The organism is Bradyrhizobium nitroreducens (assembly GCF_002776695.1).
Taxonomy (GTDB): domain Bacteria; phylum Pseudomonadota; class Alphaproteobacteria; order Rhizobiales; family Xanthobacteraceae; genus Bradyrhizobium; species Bradyrhizobium nitroreducens.
Window position 1 is genome coordinate 7247597 of sequence record NZ_LFJC01000003.1, and the last position, 20775, is coordinate 7268371.

Here is a 20775-nt window from a genome sequence, read left to right on the forward strand (position 1 = left end):
AGTAAACCGTGTCCATTCTCGAAAACACCATCTCCCCCGGCAGCGCCGCCTACCACGCCAATCGCGACGGCATGCTCGGCCTGATCGACCGCATGCGCGCGCTGGAGGAGCGCACGCGCGCGGCGTCGGCGGCGGCAAAGGACCGTTTCCACAAGCGCGGCCAGCTGCTGCCGCGCGAGCGCGTGGCGCTGGTGCTCGATCCCGGCGCGCCCTTCATCGAATTGTCCACGCTCGCCGGCTACATGTTCGACGTGCCGGATGCGGCCAGGAGCGTGCCTGGTGGCGGCGTCATCGCCGGCATCGGCTTCGTCTCGGGCATCCGCTGCATGGTCAGCGCCAATGACGCCGGCATCGACGCCGGCGCGTTGCAGCCTTTCGGCCTCGACAAGACGCTGCGTGTGCAGGAGCTCGCGCTGGAGAACAAGCTGCCCTACGTCCAGCTGGTCGAAAGCGCCGGAGCCAATCTGTTGCGCTACCGCGTCGAGGACTTTGTCCGCGGCGGCAACATCTTTCGCAACCTCGCACGGCTCTCGGCAGCGGGCCTGCCGGTCGTCACGGTGACGCATGGCTCGTCGACCGCTGGCGGTGCCTATCAGACGGGCCTGTCCGACTACATCGTCATGGTGCGCGGTCGCACCCGCGCCTTCCTTGCCGGGCCGCCGCTGCTGAAGGCCGCGACCGGCGAGATCGCGACCGAGGAAGAGCTCGGCGGCGCCGAGATGCACACACAGGTGTCCGGCCTCGGCGATTATCTCGCCGAGGATGACCGTGATGCCTTGCGCATCGCCCGCGAGATCATGGCGGCGCTGCAATGGGAGCGGCCGGGTCGGGTGGCGCCGGAATTCAAGCCGCCGCGCTACGACCAGGACGAGCTGCTCGGCATCATGCCGATGGACCACAAGCGCCCCGTGGACATGAAGCAGGTGATCGCGCGCATCGTCGACGATTCCGATTTCACCGAGATGGCGCCGAACTATGGCCCGGCAACCGTCTGCGGCCACGCCCGCATCGAGGGCCAGGCCATCGGCATCATCACCAATAACGGGCCGCTCGATCCCGCCGGCGCCAACAAGGCGACGCATTTCATCCAGGCCTGCTGCCAGACCCGCACGCCGATCCTCTATCTCAACAACACCACCGGCTACATGGTCGGCAAGGCCTATGAGGAAGCCGGCATGATCAAGCACGGCTCCAAGATGATCCAGGCCGTGACCTCGGCGACGGTGCCGCAGATCACCATCTATTGCGGCGCCTCGTTCGGCGCCGGCAATTACGGCATGTGCGGCCGCGGCTTCCACCCGCGCTTCTGCTTCTCGTGGCCCAATGCCAAGACTGCCGTGATGGGCGGCGAGCAGGCGGCCGAGACCATGGCCATCGTGACCGAGGCCGCTGCCGCGCGCCGCGGCAAGCCGGTCGAGAAGGAAAAGCTCGACGCGATGAAGGCGCAGATCATCGGCGTATTCGACGGCCAGATGGACGTTTTCTCCACCAGCGCCCGCGTGCTCGACGATGGCGTGATCGATCCGCGCGATACCCGCGCAGTACTGTCCGAAGTGCTCGCGATCTGCCGCGAGGGTGATGCGCGCACGCCGCAGCGGATGCAGTTTTCGGTGGCTCGCCCATGAGGAACGGATCAGTGCAACACCACCCGTTCTTCAAAGTTCTGGTTGCCAACCGCGGCGAGATCGCACTACGCGTCATGCGCAGCGCGCGGCAGCTCGGCCTTGGCGTCGTCGCGGTCTATTCGGATGCCGATCGCGATGCACTCCACGTCAAGCAAGCAGATCAGGCCGTGCGCATCGGCGAAGCCCTGCCGGCGCAATCCTATCTCAACATTCCCGCCATCATCGCGGCGGCCAAGGCGAGCGGCGCGGATGCCGTGCATCCCGGCTACGGCTTCCTCGCCGAGAACGAGGACTTCGCGCAAGCCTGCAAGGATGCCGGCCTCGTCTTCATCGGTCCGTCGCCGCAGGCGATCGAGGCGATGGGCAACAAGGCCGGCGCCAAGGAGATCATGAAGAAGGCCGGCGTACCCTGCGTGCCCGGCTATCAGGGGGCAGACCAAAGCGACGAGGTCATGCTCGGGGAGGCCAGAAAGATCGGCTTTCCCGTGATGATCAAGGCGGTCGCGGGTGGTGGCGGCCGCGGGATGCGGCTGGTCGCTGACGCCGCTTCGTTTCCGGATGCGCTGCGCAGTGCGCGGTCGGAGGCCAAGGCCGCGTTCGGCGATCCCACCGTCATCCTCGAACGCGCCATCCAGAACCCGCGGCACATCGAGATTCAGGTGTTCGGCGACAGCCATGGCAACGCCATCCATCTCGGCGAGCGCGATTGCTCGGTGCAGCGGCGCCACCAGAAGCTGATCGAGGAGGCGCCGTCGCCCGCCGTGACGCCTGAGCTGCGCGCGAAAATGGGCGAGGTCGCGGTCGCCGCGGTCAAGGCACTGCGCTACGAGGGCGCCGGCACGCTTGAGTTTCTGCTCGACGCGAGTGGTGAATTCTACTTCATGGAGATGAACACGCGTCTCCAGGTCGAGCACCCCGTCACCGAGGCGATCACCGGACTCGATCTGGTCGAGCTCCAGCTGCGCGTCGCGCGCGGCGAGGCGCTGCCGATCAGGCAGCAGGACATCAAGTTCTCCGGCCACGCCATCGAGGTCCGTCTCTGCTCGGAAGATGCGATGCACGATTTCATGCCGCAGTCCGGCCGCATGGCGCGCTGGCAGGTACCGGAGGGCATCCGCGTCGAGCACGCGCTGCAATCGGGAGCGGAGATTCCTCCGTTCTACGATTCCATGATCGCCAAGGTGATCAGCCATGGCACCACGCGCGAAGAGGCGAGGGGGCGGCTGATCGTCGGCCTTGAGCAGCTCACCGCGTTGGGCGTGACCACCAACCAGTCGTTCCTGATGTCGTGTCTGCGTCACCCCGGCTTTGCCAGGGGCGAGGCGACGACGGCCTTCATCGGCGCCCACCGCGACGAACTATTGGCGCCGCGGGCGGATGCGGCATTCGACACGGCGCTGGCCGGCTTGCTGCTCTATGTCACAAATCCGCGTGCACCTGCATGGCAGAGTGGGCGGAGCCTGTCGGCAACCTTCCCGCTGCCGGCGAAGATCGAGATCGCCGGCCAGGCGCTGGAGCTCGAAATCACGCGCGAACGCGACGGCAGCTACGTTGTCGCCGCCGCCGATCGTCAGGACAGGTTCGAGATCGATCAGCTCGACGCCGATACGATCCGCTTCCGCCACGATGGCGTGATGGACAACGCGAAATTCCTGCGCGACGGCGATCGGCTCTACCTCCAGCACCGCGGCATTCCGCTCGCGGTGATCGACCTGACCCTCGCCGCGCCGAAAGCCGCCGCAAGCAACGGCGGCGACGGCAAGGTGCGCGCCGCCCTGAACGGGCGCGTCGTCGCCGTGCTGGTCAAGCCGGGCGACCGCGTTGCCGCCGGTCAGCCGGTGATGACGCTGGAGGCGATGAAGATGGAGCACGTCCACAAGGCCGGCATCGACGGTGTGGTCGCCGCGATCGATGTCGCCGAGGGCGAGCAGGTCACCACGGGCAGGATCGTCGCGGAGATCGAGGTTGCTTCGCCTGCCGCGTGAGACGGCTACGAGCATTTCTTGAAGTACCGGTAGGTGTCCGGCGCCCGCATCCAGATGAAATCCTGGGTGAGGCCGCCATGGGCATTGATCCAGGAGGTGATGTCCGCCGCGTAGGCGCGACGCAGCGTCGTCGTGGCGTCAGCCCGGTGCGCAAGATGGAATCCGAAGCTTGCCTCCGGTGTCACGCAGATCCGGCCGCGGGGAATCCGGCCCAGCAGAACTGTGCAGGCGGATTGGCAGGGGCCGACGATGCGGACATTCACGCCCTGGCGGGCGAGCTCGGTCCAGCGCGCGTTGTAGGCGGCGACCGATCCACCGTGATTGTCGGAGACGTCGATCGTCTCCGCGCGGGCGACGGTGCAACTGGCTGACGTGAAAAGGAGGCCGAAGAGAACGGTCAGAGGTCTGGACAGAGGCATCATCGGATCCATTCCGTTAGAGGGCGCGCGTCGATCGAGACACAGGAAGCCTGACACCGAATGGCTCGAGCCTGTGTGGGCGAACTCACAAGCAAGTCTTTCGCTCCCGTCCGCCGTCTCAGGCTCGCGGCCGGAATTCTGCATGATTTCAATGGGATTCATATCCGACGGCACGCGATCAACATCTATATTGAACTTTGTTCAATTATCGCCTATGAATATTGAACGTTGTTCAATTCCGGAGTTTTCGATGCGCCCCGATGACCCCACCCGAGCGAACGCCGCCGCACTCCCGTCCATGCCCCGCCGGCTCTCGTTCGGGGTGCTGCAAGCCCGCGAAGGCTACCTGGTCGGCGCGATCGCCGTCCTGACGCTGACGGCATGTCTGGCGCCCCCGCTGCCCGCCGTCGCCTGGCACATCCCGCACTTCGTCGATGGCCGCACCTGGCTTGGCGTGCCCAACGCCGGCGACGTGCTCAGTAATCTCGCCTTCCTCGCGATGGGCGTCTGGGGCTCGGAGCGGCTGCGCGCCCGCCATGATGCGCCCGTCGGTGCCAGCTGGTTCTTCGTAGGGTTGATCCTCACCTGCCTGGGCTCGGGCTTCTACCATCTGGACCCCGACATGCCGCAACGGCTTGTGGCCGACCGCCTCGGTATGGCCGTGGCGTTTGCGGGATTCCTGGGCATTGCCGCCAGCGAGCGTATCAGCGTCCGCGCCGGCGAGGCGGTGCTGGTCCTGATGATGATCGCGGGCCTGCTGGCGGCCTGGGTCGCGCGCGACAATCTCACGCCATGGGTGGTCGTGCAGTTCGGCGGCATGGCGCTGGCCGTGGGGCTGGCGTTGACGCGTCCCCGGCCCGGTGCGCTCGGTGTGCCGCTCGGCGGCGTGATCTTCTTTTATGTGCTGGCGAAGCTGTTCGAGCTCGGCGATGTGATCGTGTTCGACGCGACAGCGCACATTGTCTCGGGCCACACTCTCAAGCATCTCGCCGCCGCGATGGCGGCGTGGCCGGTGGTCCGGGCGTTGCGCGATCGCACGATCTCCTACCCATATCAAGGCCAGGAGCTCCTATGAGATCGTGTTGCTCCGTCCCGTCCCCTCGTTCAACAGACACGCCACCTGATGCCCGTCGCCCGTCTCCAGCAAGGCCGGCCGCTCCGTCTTGCACCGCTCCATCGCAAACCGGCAACGGGTGTGAAACGCGCAGCCCGGCGGCGGATTGACCGGGCTCGGCACGTCGCCGTCGACCAGCGGCGTAAGCCTCTTCGCCAGCGGGTTTGCGATCGGCACCGAGGCGAGCAGGGCCTGCGTATAGGGATGGCGCGGGTTGCGGAATAGCTCGTCCTTGCCGGCGATCTCGACGATGCGGCCGAGATACATCACGGCGACGCGGTGGCTGATATGGGCGACCACGGCGAGGTCGTGCGCGATGAAGAGATAGGAGAAGCCGTGCTGCCGCTGCAGGTCGATCAACAGGTTGATCACCTGCGCCTGGATCGAGACGTCGAGCGCGGACACCGGCTCGTCGCAGACGATCAGGCGCGGCCCCAGCGCCAATGCGCGCGCGATGCAGATGCGCTGGCGCTGGCCGCCGGAGAATTGATGCGGGAAATTGCGCATCTGGTCGGGCCGCAGGCCGACCTGCTCGAACAGCCTTGCCACGCGCGCTTCCAGCTCCTTGCCGCTCGCGAGCCCGTGCACGGCAAGCGGCTCGCCGACGATGTCGCCGGCGGTCATGCGTGGGTTGAGCGAGGCAAACGGGTCCTGAAACACGATCTGCATCGAGCGGCGGTGCGGCCGCAGCGCCGTCTTGGACAGGTGGGTGATATCCTTTCCATCGAGGCGGATCTGGCCCGAGGTCGGCTCGACCAGCCGCAGCACGCTGCGCGCCACCGTCGACTTGCCGCAACCGGACTCGCCGACCAGCCCGAGCGTCTCGCCGGCATGAAGGCAGAACGAGACGCCGTCGACCGAGTGCACGGTGCCGACCTGCCGGCGCAGCACGCCGGCGCGCACCGGATAATGTTTCTTGAGGTCGGTGACTTCGAGCAACACCTCGGTCATGCCACCTCCGCGACTTCTTCCGCGCGCCAGCAGGCGGCAAGATGGCCGCCGCCCCAATCCGCCAGCGGCGGATATTCGGCCTCGCAGCGTTTGATGGCGAGCTTGCAGCGCGGCGCAAAGGCGCACCCCCTGGGCAGCCGCACCAGCGACGGCACGGTGCCGGGAATCTCGTTCAGTCGTGCCGGCGCGGCAATGCCGGGGGTGGGGACGACGGGGATCGAGGCCATCAGCCCGCGCGTGTAGGGGTGCTTGGGTGCTGCGAACAGCGCCTCGACGCTGGCTTCCTCGACCTTCCGCCCCGCATACATCACGATCACGCGTTGCGCGGTCTGCGCGACGACGCCGAGATCATGGGTGATCAGCACGAGGCCGGTGCCGAGCTCCTTCTGAAGATCCAGGATCAGCGCCAGGATCTGCGCCTGGATGGTGACGTCGAGCGCGGTGGTCGGCTCGTCCGCGATCAGCAGCGCGGGCCGGCAGGCCAATGCCATCGCGATCATCGCGCGCTGGCGCATGCCGCCGGAGAGCTGATGCGGATATTCGCGCGCGCGTCGCGCCGGTTCGGGGATGCGCACCAGCCGCAGCATCTCGACGGCGACATCGCCGGCTTCCTTGCTCGACAGCTTCCGGTGCAGCCGCACCGCCTCGACGATCTGGTCGCCGATCCGCATCACGGGGTTGAGCGAAGTCATCGGCTCCTGAAAGATCATGGAGATGCGGTTGCCCCTGACCGCGCGCATCTCCGCCTCATCCAGGGCCAGCAGATCGGTGCCTTCGAGCGAGATGGAGCCGCCGACGATTCGGCCGGGCGGATCGGGCACCAGCCGCATCAGCGACAGCGCGGTGACGCTCTTGCCGCAGCCGGATTCGCCGACGATCGCCAGCGTCTCGCCGCGCTTCACGGTAAAGGAGACGTCGTCCACGGCCCTGAAGAGTCCCGAGTTGGTGAAGAACACCGTCTGCAGGTTCCTCACATCGAGCACGAGATCGGATTTGTCAGCCATCAGCCGCGCTGCCTCGGATCGAGAATGTCGCGCAGGGCGTCGCCGAAAAGATTGGCGCCGAACACGGCGAGACTGATGGCGATGCCCGGGAAGATTACGAGCCAGGGCGCCGTGCGGACATATTCGGCGGCGGATTCCGAGAGCATTCGGCCCCACGACGGATAAGGCTCGGGAATGCCGAGCCCGAGGAAGGAGAGCGAGGCTTCAGTGAGGATGGTGGAGCCAAGCTGGGCGGTGGCGAGCACGATCAGCGGCGCCAGCGTGTTCGGCAGCACATGGCGAAGCGCGATGCGGACCTCGCTCATGCCGATCGACTTGGCGGCTTCGACGAAGGGCAGCTCGCGCAGCGCCAGCGTGTTGGCTCGGATGACGCGCGACACCGTCGGGATCAGCGGAATGGCGATGGCGATGATGACGTTCGGCAGGGACGGGCCGAGGGCGGCCGTCATGATCAGGGCGAGCACCAGCAGCGGCAGCGCCTGAAGAACGTCGGAAACGCGCTGGAAGACGAGATCGACCCAACCGGAGAGATAGCCGGAGGTGAGCCCGACGATGACGCCGATCGTGCCGCCGAGCGCGGTCGACCCGATGCCGACCGCGAGCGAGATCCGCGCGCCGTGGATGATGCGGCTGAACACGTCGCGGCCGAACGAGTCTGTCCCCATCCAGTGGGCCCAGCTCGGACGAGCGAGTGCGCGCGCCGAATCGATTGTCAGGGGATCATAGCGCGCGATGAAATCGGCGAAGATGGCCGTGAACACGAACACGGTCATGATGATGAGGCCAGCGGCGCCCAGCACATGCCGCTGCGCCAGGAACAGCACGCGCCGCCACCCGCCGGTCGCATGGGCGCCGGCCCGCCGGAGTTCGAGATCGTAGTCGATTGCGGCCAAACAGCTCTCCTAATCCGTGTACCTGATCCGCGGGTCGAACACCGCGTAGAGCATATCGACGGTGAAGTTCGCGACCACTACGACCACGGCGATGAGCATCACGAGGTTCTGCACGATCGGATAATCGCGCCACCGGATCGCCTCGACCAGGAAGCGGGCGACGCCGGGGATGTTGAACACGGTCTCCGTCACAATGAGGCCGCCGATCAGGAACGCCGCCTCGATGCCGATCACGGTGATCACGGGCAGGATCGCGTTCTTCAGCGCGTGCCGGTAGTTCACGGCGGCGTCGGACGCGCCCTTGGCGCGTGCGGTGCGGATATAGTCCTGACGCAACACCTCCAGCATCGAGGAGCGGGTGATACGCATGGTCAGCGCGGCGCTGCGGAAGCCGACGGCGGCGGCCGGGACGGCGTAGGTAGCGAACGCTTCGAGCCAGGTCTGCGGATTCGGATTGAAGATCGGCATCTGGCCGAACATCGCCACCGATGCGGTGAGGATGAGCAGGCCGAGCCAGAACGATGGCAGCGACAGGCCGCTGAGGCTGATGACGCGCAGCGTGTAATCGAGCCGCGTGCCCTGGTTCACCGCGCTGATGACGCCGAGCGGAATGCCGATCGAGGCCGAGAACAGCAGCGCGAGGCCGGCGAGCCGTGCCGTGATCGGAATCCGCGGCAGGATTTCCTGCAGCGCAGGCTTCTCGGAGACGTAGGAGTAGCCGAAATCGCCCCGCACAAAGCCGCTGATCCAGTGCCAATATTGCACGATCAGCGGCTGGTCGATGCCGAGCTCCTTCTCCAGATTGGCCTTGTCGGCGGGATCGACATAGCCGGCGGCGGCGAACAGGATGTCGACGATGTTGCCGGGCACGATGCGCAGCAAGAGGAAGATGACGATCGATATCCCGAACAGGGTCACGAGCATCAGGAACAGGCGTCGCACCAGATAGGCAAACATCCTTCGCCCTCCGCGAGCCGCTAGAACATGATCCGGACCCGAAGGGCCGCGCTAGCGCAAAGTGCGCGGCGGTTTTCCGGCAAGATCATGCTCGACACCAAAATCCCAAAGCCTTCAGCCTGCCGCACTACTTGTCGAGCCACACATCCTCGTAGCGAAAGCCGTTATAGGAGCTGTTCGACATGATCGTGACGCCCTTGACATAAGGCTGCCAGCAGGTGCCGGCCCGCGCATGGAAGATGATCGGACGGGCGACGTCCTCCTGCAGCTTCTTGTCGATCTCCCACACCAGCGGTTTGCGCTTGGCGATGTCGGTCTCCTGCGACTGCACGTCGAACAGCTTCTCGATCTCCTTGTTGCAGTAATTGGTGTAGTTCCGTTCCGAGCCGCAGGAATAGTTCTCGTAGAAGGACTGGTCGGGGTCGTCGACGGAATTGCCGGTCAGGTTGAGGCCGAGCATGTAGTCCTTGCGCGCGACCTTCGGGAACCAGTTCGCGGTCTCCACGACGTCGAGCTCGCCGTCGATATAGATGCTCTTGAGCTGGTCGATCAGGATCACGGCAGGGTCGCGATACTCCGCGATGTTGCGCGTCGAGACTTTCACCGCCAGATGCTTGTCGGGGCCGTAGCCCGCCTTCTGCATCAGCTTCTTCGCCTCCTCGCGGTTCGCATTCAGGTTCGGGCCGTAGCCCGGAATGGTCTCGAGCTTGTCCTTGGGCATGCCCCAGATGCCCTGAGGCGGCGGCAGCATGGTGCCGCCGATATCGGCCTGGCCTTCGAACAGGATGTCGACGAAGGCCTTGCGGTCGAGTGCCATTGCCATCGCCCGGCGGATATCGATGTTGTCGAACGGCGCGGAGCTCGAATTGACGATGATGTTGGTCGACACGTTGGTCGGCTCGACGACGCAGGTCGCGTTCGGCGCCTGCGACTTGATGTCCTTCAGGAGCGGGATCGTGATGTGCGTCGGGAAGGTCATGTCGAACTTGCCGGCGACGAAGGCGAGGATCGCGGTCGAGCGGTTCGGAATGATCGTGTACTCGATGCCGTCGAGATGGGGCAGGCCCTTCTTCCAATAGTCGGGATTCCGCGTCAGCTTGATCGATTCATTGGCCTTGAACTCGACGAATTTGAAGGGGCCGGTCCCGATCGGATGGGTGCGCATGTCGGCCGGCGAGACGTGACAGGGATAGACCGGCGTATAGCCGGACGCGAGCATCGCCAGCAGCGAGGGCTGCGGCCGTTTCAGGTCGAAGGACACCTCGAAATCGCCGTTCGTCGTGATCTCGTTGACTTCGCTGTACCAGGCCTTGCGTGGATTCTGCCGCAGCTTCTGCTGCGATTTGCCCATCAGGAGGTCGAAGGAGCATTTGACGTCGGCCGAGGTGAACGGCTTGCCGTCGTGCCATTTGACGCCCTGGCGCAGCTTGAACGTCAGCTTCCTGTTGTCGCCGCTCCAGGACCAGCTTTCGGCCAGCTCGGGCCTGAGGGTGTCAGGACTGTTCTGCGCGATGTGCTGGTCGTAGATGACGAGATTGTTGAAGACCCCCATGAACGGCACGTTGACCGAATAGGTGGCGCCTTCGAGGATCGACGCGTTGGCCGGACTGTCGCGGTGATACATTCGCAGGACGCCGCCCTGCTTGGGCTCGCCGGCGAGCGTGGCGGTTGAGGCCGTTAGCACAGATAGCGCCGCCATTGCGGCGAGCGCCCACACGCTCCGCATGCTCATCCTCCCTGGACATCGGCTTTTGCAGCCTGTTTGAGCTGACGATAGCACGCAAGTCAGGGGAGGCAACCCCGGTAAGGTCGCATGCAGCCTCGACAATTCGGATGACGCAAGGCCGCAAGTCTTTCATCGTCTCCCAATGTGAGAGTGCAGGTGCGAAGAGATGGTTCCTGGCATCGATGTTGCGCGCAGTCGCGCCGAAAATTTCCGCCGTCGTCCCGGACAAGCGCGCCTGAAGCGCGCGCAGATCCGGGATCCATAGCCACAGGAAGGAGTTTTGCGAAGTCTCGGAGTTGTCTGCTCGCGCGATAACCACTTCCTGTGGTTATGGATCCCGGGTTCGCGACTTCGTCGCGCCCCGGGATGACACCTTTTGTATGGAGGCATCTCGCGCGACTGGACGGACGCCCCTCACACGATCCGCGACGCCTTGTTGCCCCAGTACCGGTCCCGCAGCAGGCGCTTGTACAGCTTCCCCGTCGGCAGCCGAGGCAACTCCTTCTCGAAATCGACCGAGCGCGGCACCTTCTGCCGCGCCAGCGATTTGGCGCAGAACGCGATCAGCTCCTCGGCGAGCGCCGCGTCCGGCACGACGCCGGGCATCGGTTGCACCACCGCCTTCACCTCCTCGCCGAGATCGGCATTGGGCACGCCGAACACGGCGGCGTCGGCCACCTTCGGATGGGTGATCAGGAGATTCTCGCATTCCTGCGGATAGATGTTCACGCCGCCGGAGATGATCATGAAGGTCGCGCGGTCGGTGAGGTACAGGAAGCGGTCGGCATCGACATAGCCGACATCGCCGACGGTGCTCATGCTGCCGTCGGCCGAGCGCGCTTCCTTGGTCTTCTCCGGGTCGTTGAAATATTCGAAGGGCGAGCCCGTCTTGAACCAGACCTGACCGGGCGTGCCGATCGGGCATTCCTTCATGTTCTCGTCGAGAATGTGGAGGTCGCCGAGCAGAACCTTGCCGACGGTGCCGCGGTGGCTCAGCCATTCCTCGCTGTTGCAGGCGGTGAAGCCGAGGCCTTCGGTGGCGCCGTAATATTCGTGAATGATCGGCCCCCACCATTTGATCATGTCGTCCTTGACCAGGGCCGGGCAGGGCGCGGCGGCGTGGATCGCGATCTCCAGCGACGACAGGTCGTAGCGCTTGCGGACCTCTTCCGGCAGCTTCAGCATGCGCGAGAACATCGTCGGCACCAGCTGGGTGTGCGTGATGCCCCAGCGCTGAACCAGCTCGAGGTAACGCTCGGGATCGAAACTCTCCATGATGATCACGGTGCCGCCCATGCGGATCGTGAGGTTCACGGCGGCTTGCGGCGCGGAGTGATAGAGCGGGGCCGGCGAGAGGTAGACCATGCCCTCGCGGTAGTGCCAGAGCTTGGTCAGGAAATCGAACAGCGGCAGATTGTGCTTCGGCGGCTCCTCCGGCAGCGGACGCAGAATGCCTTTCGGCCGCCCTGTCGTGCCTGACGAATAGAGCATGGCGGTGCCGAGCCATTCGTCGGCGATCGGTGTCGCCGGCATGTCCGCGGTCACGTCCGCAAGGCCGACGATGCGCTCGCTCTCGCCGGGGCCGTCGGCGACGATGCAGAGCCTGATGTCGGGACAAGCCTGGATCGCCTCGCGGGCGATGTCGAGCTTCGCCACCGACGTGATCAAGATCTTTGATTGGCTGTTGACGAGCAGATAGGCGAGCTCGCCCGGCGTCAGGAAGGAGTTGATGCAGGTGTAATACAGTCCGGAGCGCTCGCCCGCGCCGCAGGCCTCGAGGTAGCGCGAATTGTTCTCCATGAAGATCGAGTAATGGTCGAGCCGCTTCAGGCCGTGCTTGCGGAAGAGATGGGCCAGCCGGTTGCTGCGCGCTTCGAGCTCGCGATAGGTGACGGCCTCGCCGGTCGAGGCCATGATGAAGGCGGGCTGCAGCGGGCGCAGGCGGGCTTGGTGACCTGTGTACATCTATCCTCCGGCTTGGATCATGCGGCGAGAAGCAGGATTTCGCGCAAATCGGCAGGACCTTCGATCTTGCGCGGATTGCGCGGAATCCAGTTCGTGCGCATCGCCTGCTCGGCGATGTCGTCGAAATGCTCGGGCGCCACATGCACCTCGCGAAGGCTGCGCGGCATGCCGAGCGCGCGGATGAAGGCATCGAGCACGTCGGCGGCGGCGTGGCCGGGATAGCCCATCGCGGCGGCGACGATCATCTGCCGCTCCGCGTTGTCGCGCGCATTCCAGCGCATCACCGCCGGCAGCATGACGCAGGAGGTGTAGCCGTGCGGCACGTCGAAGCCTGCGCCCAGCACATAGCCGATGCCGTGGCTCGCGCCCATCGGCACGCCGGCTGAAAGCGCACCCATCGACAGCCAGGTGCCGATCTGCGCGTCCATCCGCGCGTCGAGATCGGCAGGGTCCGCCTTCACCCGCGGCAGCGCGTCGGCGAGCATGGCGAGGCCCTTCACCGATTGCGCGTCGGCATAGGGATGGGTCTCACGCGAGCAGATCGCCTCGACGCAATGGTCGACGGCGCGGATGCCGGTCGACAGGAACAGCCATTCCGGCGTGTGCACGGTGATGGCGGGATCGAGGATGGTCGCGCGCGGGACGCTGAGCGGGTGCCGCAGCATCTGCTTCACATGCGCGCTGCGGTCGGTGACGCCGGCAATCGCGCTGAACTCGCCGCCGGCGATCGTGGTGGGCACGCTGACCTGCCGCACCGTCGGCGCAATCATCTCGGGCGCGACGCCCTTATGCACGCGGATGCGGTCGATGCCGTCGATCGTGTCGATGCCGTTGGCGAGACAGAGTTGCACCGCCTTGGCGCCGTCGGTGATCGAGCCGCCGCCGACGGTGACGATCAGGTCGGCAGCCGCTTCACGGGCCGCATTTGTTGCCGCGATCACCGCCTCGCGCGGCGTATGCGCCGGCATGGCGTCGAACAGGCCGGCGCAGCGGGAGCCCAATGCTTGTGTGATCTTCCCGATCTCGTCGGTCTGCCGGTTGAGCGTGCCCGACACCATCAGGAAGGCGCGGCGCGCTCCCAGCCGGTCCATCTGCGCGACGATGGCGCCTGCTGCAGGATGGCCGAACACGACCTCCTCGATCGCGCCGAAAACGACACGTCCCTGGTGCACGCCTGTCCTCCCGGACAATTCGTCTTGTTTTTGTGGAGGTAATCTAGCCGAGCCGCCGGCCTCCGTCATGCGCGAAGACGCTGGCCCTTCTTTACCCTCCCCTGGAGGGGGAGGGTCGGCTCACATTGAGCGCAGCGAGATGTGAGACGGGGTGGGGTGACGGTCTCTCCACGTCCAACAGTGCCCGTGTGGAGAGATCACCCCACCCCGCATCGCATTCCGCTGGGCTCCATGCGCTGCGACCCACGGGCGAGCTATGCTCGTCCCGGACCCCTCCAGGGGAGGGTGACACCGATCGCGCCGCAGACATCTTGCCCTTCCCAATTTCACGAGCCCGGCGAATAACGCCCTTGGCAATCCGCCGGCTCATCGTCCCGTGCGAAGCCGGCCATCTCGCTGTCAACCCGTCATCCGGCCAGGGCGTCTGTCCAGGCATTGCGCGCATCGCGGTCTTGAAGAGTTCATCCTGGCCACCCATCTTGTGGCGCCCGCAGGTAGAGACGTACCCTGCGTTTTCTGCGGCTTTTATGCGAGGACCTGGGATGAGCGGACCGGATCGAAGCGAGCGGTTTGTCAAAAGGCACGATTTCCTTCTGACTCGATTGAGTGCAACCGCCGCGCTGCTTGGTGCGGCATTCGCCCTCACCGGTTGCGACAAGCCGGCCTCGCAAGCAGCGGCTCCGCCGCCGGCGCCGGTGACGGTGGCCCAGCCGGTCAAGCGCACCGTCACCGATTGGGACGAGTTCACCGGACGTTTCGAGGCGGTCGAGGAGGTGCAGGTGCGCCCGCGCGTCGGCGGCTTCGTCAACTCGGTCGAATTCCAGGACGGCGCCATCGTGCATCAGGGCGACCTGCTTTACGTGATCGACCCGCGCCCGTTCGAGGCGGTGGCGACGCAGGCGGAGGGCCAGCTGTCGGATGCGCGGGCCAAGGTGGAGCTGGCCAAGCGCGAGCTCGATCGCGGCCTCAGCCTGGTGCAGACCAGCGCCGTCTCCGAGCAGGTGGTCGATCAGCGGCGTCAGGCCCTGCAGGCAGCGCACGCCGCCGAGATGCAGGCCGAAGGCGCGCTGAAGGTGGCTCGCCTCAACATCGAATTCACGCATGTGACGGCGCCGCTGACGGGCCGCGTCAGCCGCCATCTCGTCAGTCCCGGCAATCTCGTGCAGGGCAGCGATACCGGCACGTCGACGCTGCTGACCTCGATCGTCACGCTGGATCCGATCTACGTCTATTTCGACATGGATGAGGCCACCTTCATCAAATACAGCAAGCTGTGGTTCGAGGGGCGGCGCCCGAGTTCGCGCGACACCGCGAACCCGGTACAGGTGACGCTCGCCGGTGAGACCAAGCCGTCGCATGAAGGCACCATCAACTTCCTGGACAACCGCCTCGACGTCTCGACCGGCACGCTGCGCAGCCGCGCGGTGATCAAGAACACCGATCTGTCGATCCTGCCCGGCCAGTTCGGCCGCGTCAGGCTGATCGGCAGCGCGCCCTATGAAGCACTGCTGATTCCGGACGTCGCCGTCGCGACCGACCAGTCCCGCAAGATCGTGTTCGTGGTGAAGCCCGACGACACCGTCGAGGCGCGTCCCGTGGTGCTTGGCCCGCTGGACGACGGCTTGCGCGTGATCCGCGACGGGTTGAAGGCGGAGGACCGCGTCATCGTCAACGGCATCCAGCGTGCCCGTGTCGGTGCCAAGGTCGCGCCGAAGACCGCGCAAGCTCCAGCCGGTGGCAAGTCATGAATCTCGGCCGTCTCTCCATCAACCAGCCCATCCTGGCGATGGTGCTGTCGATCGTGCTGTTGATCGTCGGCGCGCTCGCCTACACCACGCTGCCGGTGTCCGAATATCCGCAAGTGGTGCCGCCGACCGTCGTCGTCACCACGCAATATCCCGGCGCTTCCGCGCAGACCGTCTCCGACACGGTGGCAGCTCCGATCGAGCAGGAGATCAACGGCGTCGAGGACATGCTGTATCTCTACAGCCAGGCGACCTCGAACGGCCAGCTCACCATCACCGTCACCTTCAAGCTCGGCACCGATCTCGACAAGGCCCAGGTGCTGGTGCAGAACCGCGTCGCGATCGCGCAGCCGCGCCTGCCCGAGGAGGTCCAGCGCAACGGCGTCACCACGCGCAAGAACTCGCCCGACATCCTGATGGTCGTGTTCATGCTGTCGCCCGACGACACCTTCGACCAGCTCTACATCTCCAACTACGCGCTGCTCCAGGTCCGCGACCAGCTGCTGCGTCTCGACGGCGTCGGCGACATCCAGATGTTCGGCGCGCGCGATTACTCAATGAGGCTGTGGCTCGATCCCGATCGGATCGCCAATCTCGGCCTGACCTCGGCCGAGGTGCTGGCGGCGATCCGCGCCCAGAACGTGCAGATCGCCGGCGGCCAGATCGCCGAGCCGCCGATCGCCGATCGCGCCTTCCAGCCCAACCTCACCTTCACCGGCCGTCTGAAGGACCAGAAGCAGTTCGAAGACATCCTGATCAAGGCCGGCTCCGACGGCCGCACGGTGCGGCTGCGCGACGTCGCACGCATCGAGCTCGGCGCGCTCTCCTACTCCACCAACAGCTTCCTGTTGCGCAAATCCGCGGTTGCCATGCTGGTGACGCAGCGGCCCGGCTCCAACGCGCTCGCCACCGCCAAGAACATCACCGACACCATGACGAGGTTGAAGGAGAGTTTTCCGAAGGGCCTCGACTACAATATCGGCTATAATCCCACCGAGTTCATCGCCCAGTCCGTCCACGAGCTGATCAAGACCATCTATGAGGCCATGCTGCTCGTGGTCATCGTCGTGCTGGTCTTCCTGCAGGGATGGCGGCCCGCGATCATTCCGATCATCGCGATCCCGGTGTCGCTGGTCGGCACCTTTGCGGTGATGGCGGCGCTGGGCTTCTCCATCAACAATCTCACGCTGTTCGGTCTCGTGCTCGCCGTCGGCATCGTGGTCGACGACGCCATCGTGGTGGTCGAGAATGTCGAACGGCATCTCGAGCACGGCCTAAGCCGGCGCGACGCGGCGCTGAAGACGATGGAGGAGGTCGGCGGCGCGCTGGTCTCGATCGCGCTGGTGCTCTGCGCGGTGTTCGTGCCGACCGCTTTCCTCGGCGGCATCTCCGGGCAGTTCTTCCAGCAATTCGCCGTCACCATTGCCGTCGCGACCGCGATCTCCTGCTTCTGCTCGCTGACGCTGTCGCCGGCCTTGGCCTCGCAGATCCTCACGCCGCACGCGGAGAAGCGGCCGCCGGCCGCCTGGAACGTCATCGCGCGGGCGTGGGGTGCCTTCACCGGCGTGTTCAACCGTGTGTTCGACCGGCTGGCGCACGGCTATGCCGGTCTTGCCAATCTCGTCATTCGGCATTCGGTGGTGATGATCCTGATCTACGTCGTGCTGATCGGCAGTGCCGGCTGGCTGATCGCGACCACGTCGCAAGGCTTCATTCCGGCGCAGGATCGCGGCTACGTCATCGTCTCCGCGCAACTGCCCGGCGCGGCCTCGCTGGCGCGCACCACCGAGGTCGTGCGCGAGATCGAGCGGATCGCGCTGGATACGCCCGGCATCATCCGCGTCGCTGCCTTTGCCGGCTTCTCCGGCGCCACCCGCACCCAGGCCGGCAATGCGGCCGCGCTATTCCCGGTGTTCGACGAGCCCGAGGCCCGGATCAAGAAAGGGCTCACGGCGAATGCGATCACGGCCGAGCTGCGCAAGCGCCTGTCCGCGATCCAGGGCGCCTTCATCATCGTGATCCCGCCGCCGGCCGTGCCGGGCATCGGCACCGGCGGCGGCTTCACCATCCGCATCCAGGACCGCCAGGGCCGCGGACCGGAGATGCTCGCCGCAGCCACCGACGAGCTTGTCGCCGCGGCGCGCAGATCGCCCTCGCTGCTCGCTCCCACGGTGTTCTCGCCGTTCTCGGCCAACACGCCGCAGCTGTTCGTCGACATCGACCGCACCAAGGCGCAAAAGCTCGGTGTGCCCATCTCGGGCATCAACGACACGATCCAGACCTATTTCGGATCGACCTATGTCAACGACTTCAACCTGTTCGGGCGCACCTACCACGTCACGGCTCAGGCCGATTTCCCGTTCCGGAAAGAGCCGAGCGACCTCGCGCGCCTGCGCACGCGAAACGCCGCGGGCGACATGGTGATGCTCGGCAGCGTGGTCGAGTTCAGGGATGTCTCTGGTCCCGACCGCGTCGCGCGCTACAATCTCTATGCCGCGTCCGAGCTCCAGGGCGAGCCGGCACCGGGCACCAGCTCGACCACGGCGCTCAACGCCATCAAGAAGCTGGCGGACGACACCCTGCCGAGCGGCTTCACCTTCGAATGGACCGATCTGTCCTATCAGCAGATCACCGGCGGCAATGCGGGCCTCTACGTGTTCCCGATCTGCGTGCTGTTCGTCTATCTCGTGCTCGCCGCGCAATATGGCAGCTGGACCCTGCCATTCGCGGTGATCCTGATCGTGCCGATGTGCCTGCTCGCTGCCACCATCGGCGTGCGCATCATGGGGCAGGACGTCAACATCCTCACCCAGATCGGCTTCGTCGTGCTGGTGGGGCTGGCGGCCAAGAACGCGATCCTGATCGTCGAGTTCGCGCGCGACATCGAGAACGAGGGCAAGCCGCGGCTGGAGGCCGTGATCGACGCCTGCCGGCTGCGCCTGCGGCCGATCCTGATGACGTCCTTCGCCTTCATCCTCGGTGTCTTGCCATTGGTGATCTCGTCGGGCTCCGGCTCGGAGATGCGGCAGGCCGTCGGCGTCGCCGTGTTCTTCGGCATGATCGGCGTGACGCTGTTCGGACTTCTGTTCACGCCGATCTTCTACGTGGTGGTGCGGAACCTGGCGGAAGGGCGGAACGAGGGGAAGAAGCCGGCGGTGGTGGCCTGACGAGAGTCAGGTGGCCACCGGCCTATCGCCATCCTCGGTGTCGTCCCGGACAAGCGTCAGCGCAGATCCGGGACCCATAAACCCAGGGAGTGGTTTGGCGAAGAATGGCAACCACGAGTCTTCGCCTAACCAAGTCCTGTGGCTATGGATCCCGGATCTGCGCGCGCTTAAGGCGCGCTTGTCCGGGACGACAGCTCGTTTTGTCGCGCCATCCTCGGCACACCTCCATACTAACGACCAACCTGAAATGGATGGGCAGGCCCGGGGTTCTTCACTAATATCCGCGCGATTTCAAAACAGAACACTGCTGGGAGTTAACAGATGAAATCAGCACTTTTGGCCGCCGTCGCAACTTCCGCCCTGGTGTTGGCGGCGCCAGCCGCCGCACAAGGCGTCAAGATCGGCATCCTCAACGACCAGTCCGGCGTCTACGCCGATTACGGCGGCAAATGGTCGGTCGAGGCGGCCAGGATGGCGATCGAGGATTTTGGCGGCGAGGTGCTGGGCCAGAAGATCGAGCTCGTCACCGCCGACCACCAGAACAAGCCCGACCTTGCCACCTCGATCGCGCGGCGCTGGTACGACGTCGAGAACGTCGACATGATCACGGAGCTGACGACCTCATCGGTCGCGCTCGCGATCCACGAGCTGTCCAAGGAAAAGAAGAAGATCGACATCGTCGTCGGCGCCGCGACCTCGCGTCTGACAGGCGATGCCTGCCAGCCCTACGGTTTCCACTGGGCCTACGACACCCGCGCGCTCGGCGTCGGCACCGGCGGCGCGCTGACCAAGGCCGGCGGCGACACCTGGTTCTTCCTCACCGCGGACTATGCCTTCGGCTATGCGCTGGAGAAGGACACCAGCGAGATCGTCACCGCCAATGGCGGCAAGGTCGTCGGCTCGGTGCGCGTGCCGCTCAACTCCTCGGACTTCTCTTCCTTCCTGCTGCAGGCGCAGAGCTCCAAGGCCAAGATCGTCGGCCTCGCCAATGCCGGCCTCGACACCACCAACTCGATCAAGCAGGCGTCCGAGTTCGGCATCGTCGCCAGTGGCCAGAAGCTCGCCGGCCTGCTGATGACGCTGGCCGAGGTGAACGGCCTCGGCCTGCAGGCCGCGCAGGGACTGGTGCTGACGGAAGGCTACTACTGGGACGTCAACGACAAGAGCCGCAATCTCGGCGAACGCTTCCTCAAGCGCACCGGGCGGATGCCGAACATGATCCAGGCCGGCACCTATTCGGCGACGCTGAGCTATCTCAAGGCGGTCAAGGCCGCCGGCACCAAGGATCCCGATGCCGTCGTCAAGAAGCTGAAGGAGCTGCCGGTCGACGACGATTTCGCGCAGGGCGGCAAGGTGCTCGAGAACGGCCGCATGGTCCACGACATGTATCTGTTCGAGGTCAAGAAGCCCTCGGAGTCGAAGAAGCCCTGGGATTACTACAAGCTGCTCGCCACCGTCCCCGGCGACAAGGCCTTCTTCACCGCCAAGGAAAGCGGCTGTCCGCTGACGAAGTGAGGGGAAAGGGCACAGCGAGCGCCACACTGTCGCCGTCGTCCCGGACAAGCGCAGTCCCCGGCAACGCGCCAGCGTTGTCGGGAGCGTAGCGCCGATCCGGGACGACAGCGAGGGTGTGGCGGCGGCGTTGCCTCACACCAGCCGCAACACCACCGCCCCCAGCGCCCCTGCCCACAGGGCAATTGCCGCGATGCCCTGGATCGCAAAGCCCGGGCCGCGCTTGGCGGCCGCCTTCGAATAGCCGATGAAATAGACGACGCGTCCGATGATCCAGACCGCGCCGATCCCTGCCGCGATGCCGTCGCCGATATAGACCGCGAACAGCCACAGCGCCGGCAGGAAGATCGGCATCCATTCCAGCGTATTCATCTGGATGCGGAAGGCGCGTTCGAAATCCGGATGGCCCGACATTGCCGGCACCTTGACGCCGGTCTTGCTGCGCGAGCGCGACACGTTGATGCAGGTGAAGAAATAAAACGCGATCGCCAGCAGCGTGACGAGGGCGGTGAAGTGGTACATCGCGAAAATCCCTTGAAG

General features: G+C 65.5%; 15 protein-coding genes. 6 read left to right on the forward strand and 9 right to left on the reverse strand.

The genetic code is table 11. The features are described 5' to 3' along the window. The first annotated feature begins 8 nt into the window (after nt 1–8). On the forward strand, nt 9–1625 hold the full coding sequence (locus tag TSA1_RS34345; RefSeq protein WP_100180176.1) for an acyl-CoA carboxylase subunit beta: 1617 nt from the start codon (nt 9–11) through the stop codon (nt 1623–1625). Further along, the gene (locus TSA1_RS34350; protein ID WP_100180177.1) at nt 1622–3610 is read left to right on the forward strand and encodes an acetyl/propionyl/methylcrotonyl-CoA carboxylase subunit alpha; all 1989 of its coding nucleotides are present in this window, start codon (nt 1622–1624) and stop codon (nt 3608–3610) included. The genes TSA1_RS34345 and TSA1_RS34350 overlap by 4 nt, the downstream gene beginning before the upstream one ends. A 5-nt stretch (nt 3611–3615) precedes the next feature. Here the strand turns inward: TSA1_RS34350 and TSA1_RS34355 are convergent, their stop codons facing one another. After that, nucleotides 3616–4191 carry a hypothetical protein gene (locus tag TSA1_RS34355; protein WP_245448489.1) on the reverse strand — a complete coding sequence of 192 codons (576 nt, stop codon included), beginning with the start codon at nt 4189–4191 and terminating at the stop codon, nt 3616–3618. Nucleotides 4192–4327: 136 nt separating this feature from the next. Here TSA1_RS34355 and TSA1_RS34360 point away from each other — a divergent pair, with 136 nt between their 5' ends. Next, nucleotides 4328–5104: a hypothetical protein gene (locus tag TSA1_RS34360; RefSeq protein ID WP_100180178.1), complete on the forward strand. Its 777-nt coding sequence runs from the start codon at nt 4328–4330 to the stop codon at nt 5102–5104. On the opposite strand, the gene TSA1_RS34365 is transcribed toward TSA1_RS34360, so the two are convergent. The 7 genes from TSA1_RS34365 to TSA1_RS34395 all read right to left on the reverse strand — a co-directional run bounded on the left by TSA1_RS34365 (nt 5099) and on the right by TSA1_RS34395 (nt 13811). After that, complete coding sequence (locus tag TSA1_RS34365; RefSeq protein ID WP_100180179.1) at nt 5099–6094, reverse strand: ABC transporter ATP-binding protein; 996 nt, start codon at nt 6092–6094, stop codon at nt 5099–5101. The two genes, TSA1_RS34360 and TSA1_RS34365, sit on opposite strands and share 6 nt — an antisense overlap. After that, nucleotides 6091–7098 (reverse strand): ABC transporter ATP-binding protein, encoded by a 1008-nt coding sequence (locus TSA1_RS34370; RefSeq protein WP_100180180.1) that lies wholly within the window; start codon nt 7096–7098, stop codon nt 6091–6093. Before TSA1_RS34370 ends, TSA1_RS34365 begins: the two co-directional genes overlap by 4 nt. Next, nucleotides 7098–7991, reverse strand: coding sequence for an ABC transporter permease (locus TSA1_RS34375; RefSeq protein WP_100180181.1), 894 nt, complete (start codon nt 7989–7991; stop codon nt 7098–7100). The genes TSA1_RS34370 and TSA1_RS34375 overlap by 1 nt, the downstream gene beginning before the upstream one ends. 9 nt (nt 7992–8000) lie before the next feature. Next, nucleotides 8001–8948, reverse strand: coding sequence for an ABC transporter permease (locus TSA1_RS34380; protein WP_100180182.1), 948 nt, complete (start codon nt 8946–8948; stop codon nt 8001–8003). A gap of 127 nt (nt 8949–9075) precedes the next feature. Beyond that, nucleotides 9076–10674, reverse strand: coding sequence for an ABC transporter substrate-binding protein (locus TSA1_RS34385; protein WP_100181498.1), 1599 nt, complete (start codon nt 10672–10674; stop codon nt 9076–9078). Nucleotides 10675–11088: 414 nt separating this feature from the next. Beyond that, nucleotides 11089–12639: an AMP-binding protein gene (locus TSA1_RS34390; RefSeq protein ID WP_100180183.1), complete on the reverse strand. Its 1551-nt coding sequence runs from the start codon at nt 12637–12639 to the stop codon at nt 11089–11091. Between the two features lie 17 nt (nt 12640–12656). After that, nucleotides 12657–13811, reverse strand: a complete 1155-nt coding sequence (locus TSA1_RS34395) for an iron-containing alcohol dehydrogenase (RefSeq protein WP_174719202.1) — start codon at nt 13809–13811, stop codon at nt 12657–12659. A 542-nt stretch (nt 13812–14353) separates the two neighbouring features. On the opposite strand from TSA1_RS34395, the gene TSA1_RS34400 reads away from it, so the two are divergent. From TSA1_RS34400 to TSA1_RS34410, 3 genes are all read left to right on the forward strand, one after another. Next, the gene (locus TSA1_RS34400; protein ID WP_174719203.1) at nt 14354–15559 is read left to right on the forward strand and encodes an efflux RND transporter periplasmic adaptor subunit; all 1206 of its coding nucleotides are present in this window, start codon (nt 14354–14356) and stop codon (nt 15557–15559) included. Continuing rightward, nucleotides 15556–18723, forward strand: coding sequence for an efflux RND transporter permease subunit (locus TSA1_RS34405; protein ID WP_100180186.1), 3168 nt, complete (start codon nt 15556–15558; stop codon nt 18721–18723). Before TSA1_RS34400 ends, TSA1_RS34405 begins: the two co-directional genes overlap by 4 nt. A gap of 321 nt (nt 18724–19044) precedes the next feature. Beyond that, nucleotides 19045–20238, forward strand: a complete 1194-nt coding sequence (locus TSA1_RS34410) for an ABC transporter substrate-binding protein (protein ID WP_100180187.1) — start codon at nt 19045–19047, stop codon at nt 20236–20238. 132 nt (nt 20239–20370) lie between these two features. On the opposite strand, the gene TSA1_RS34415 is transcribed toward TSA1_RS34410, so the two are convergent. Continuing rightward, nucleotides 20371–20757 (reverse strand): MAPEG family protein, encoded by a 387-nt coding sequence (locus TSA1_RS34415; protein WP_100180188.1) that lies wholly within the window; start codon nt 20755–20757, stop codon nt 20371–20373. Nucleotides 20758–20775: the final 18 nt, after the last annotated feature.

What these genes read in the sequence shown, in the direction of transcription:
- TSA1_RS34360 (WP_100180178.1), top strand. Translation starts at nt 4,328, where the DNA reads ATGCCCCGCCGGCTCTCGTTCGGGGTGCTGCAAGCCCGCGAAGGCTAC.
- TSA1_RS34365 (WP_100180179.1), bottom strand. Translation starts at nt 6,094, where the DNA reads ATGACCGAGGTGTTGCTCGAAGTCACCGACCTCAAGAAACATTATCCG.
- TSA1_RS34385 (WP_100181498.1), bottom strand. Translation starts at nt 10,674, where the DNA reads ATGCGGAGCGTGTGGGCGCTCGCCGCAATGGCGGCGCTATCTGTGCTA.
- TSA1_RS34380 (WP_100180182.1), bottom strand. Translation starts at nt 8,948, where the DNA reads ATGTTTGCCTATCTGGTGCGACGCCTGTTCCTGATGCTCGTGACCCTG.
- TSA1_RS34400 (WP_174719203.1), top strand. Translation starts at nt 14,354, where the DNA reads ATGAGCGGACCGGATCGAAGCGAGCGGTTTGTCAAAAGGCACGATTTC.
- TSA1_RS34410 (WP_100180187.1), top strand. Translation starts at nt 19,045, where the DNA reads ATGAAATCAGCACTTTTGGCCGCCGTCGCAACTTCCGCCCTGGTGTTG.
- TSA1_RS34390 (WP_100180183.1), bottom strand. Translation starts at nt 12,639, where the DNA reads ATGTACACAGGTCACCAAGCCCGCCTGCGCCCGCTGCAGCCCGCCTTC.
- TSA1_RS34370 (WP_100180180.1), bottom strand. Translation starts at nt 7,098, where the DNA reads ATGGCTGACAAATCCGATCTCGTGCTCGATGTGAGGAACCTGCAGACG.
- TSA1_RS34355 (WP_245448489.1), bottom strand. Translation starts at nt 4,191, where the DNA reads ATGAATCCCATTGAAATCATGCAGAATTCCGGCCGCGAGCCTGAGACG.
- TSA1_RS34405 (WP_100180186.1), top strand. Translation starts at nt 15,556, where the DNA reads ATGAATCTCGGCCGTCTCTCCATCAACCAGCCCATCCTGGCGATGGTG.
- TSA1_RS34415 (WP_100180188.1), bottom strand. Translation starts at nt 20,757, where the DNA reads ATGTACCACTTCACCGCCCTCGTCACGCTGCTGGCGATCGCGTTTTAT.
- TSA1_RS34350 (WP_100180177.1), top strand. Translation starts at nt 1,622, where the DNA reads ATGAGGAACGGATCAGTGCAACACCACCCGTTCTTCAAAGTTCTGGTT.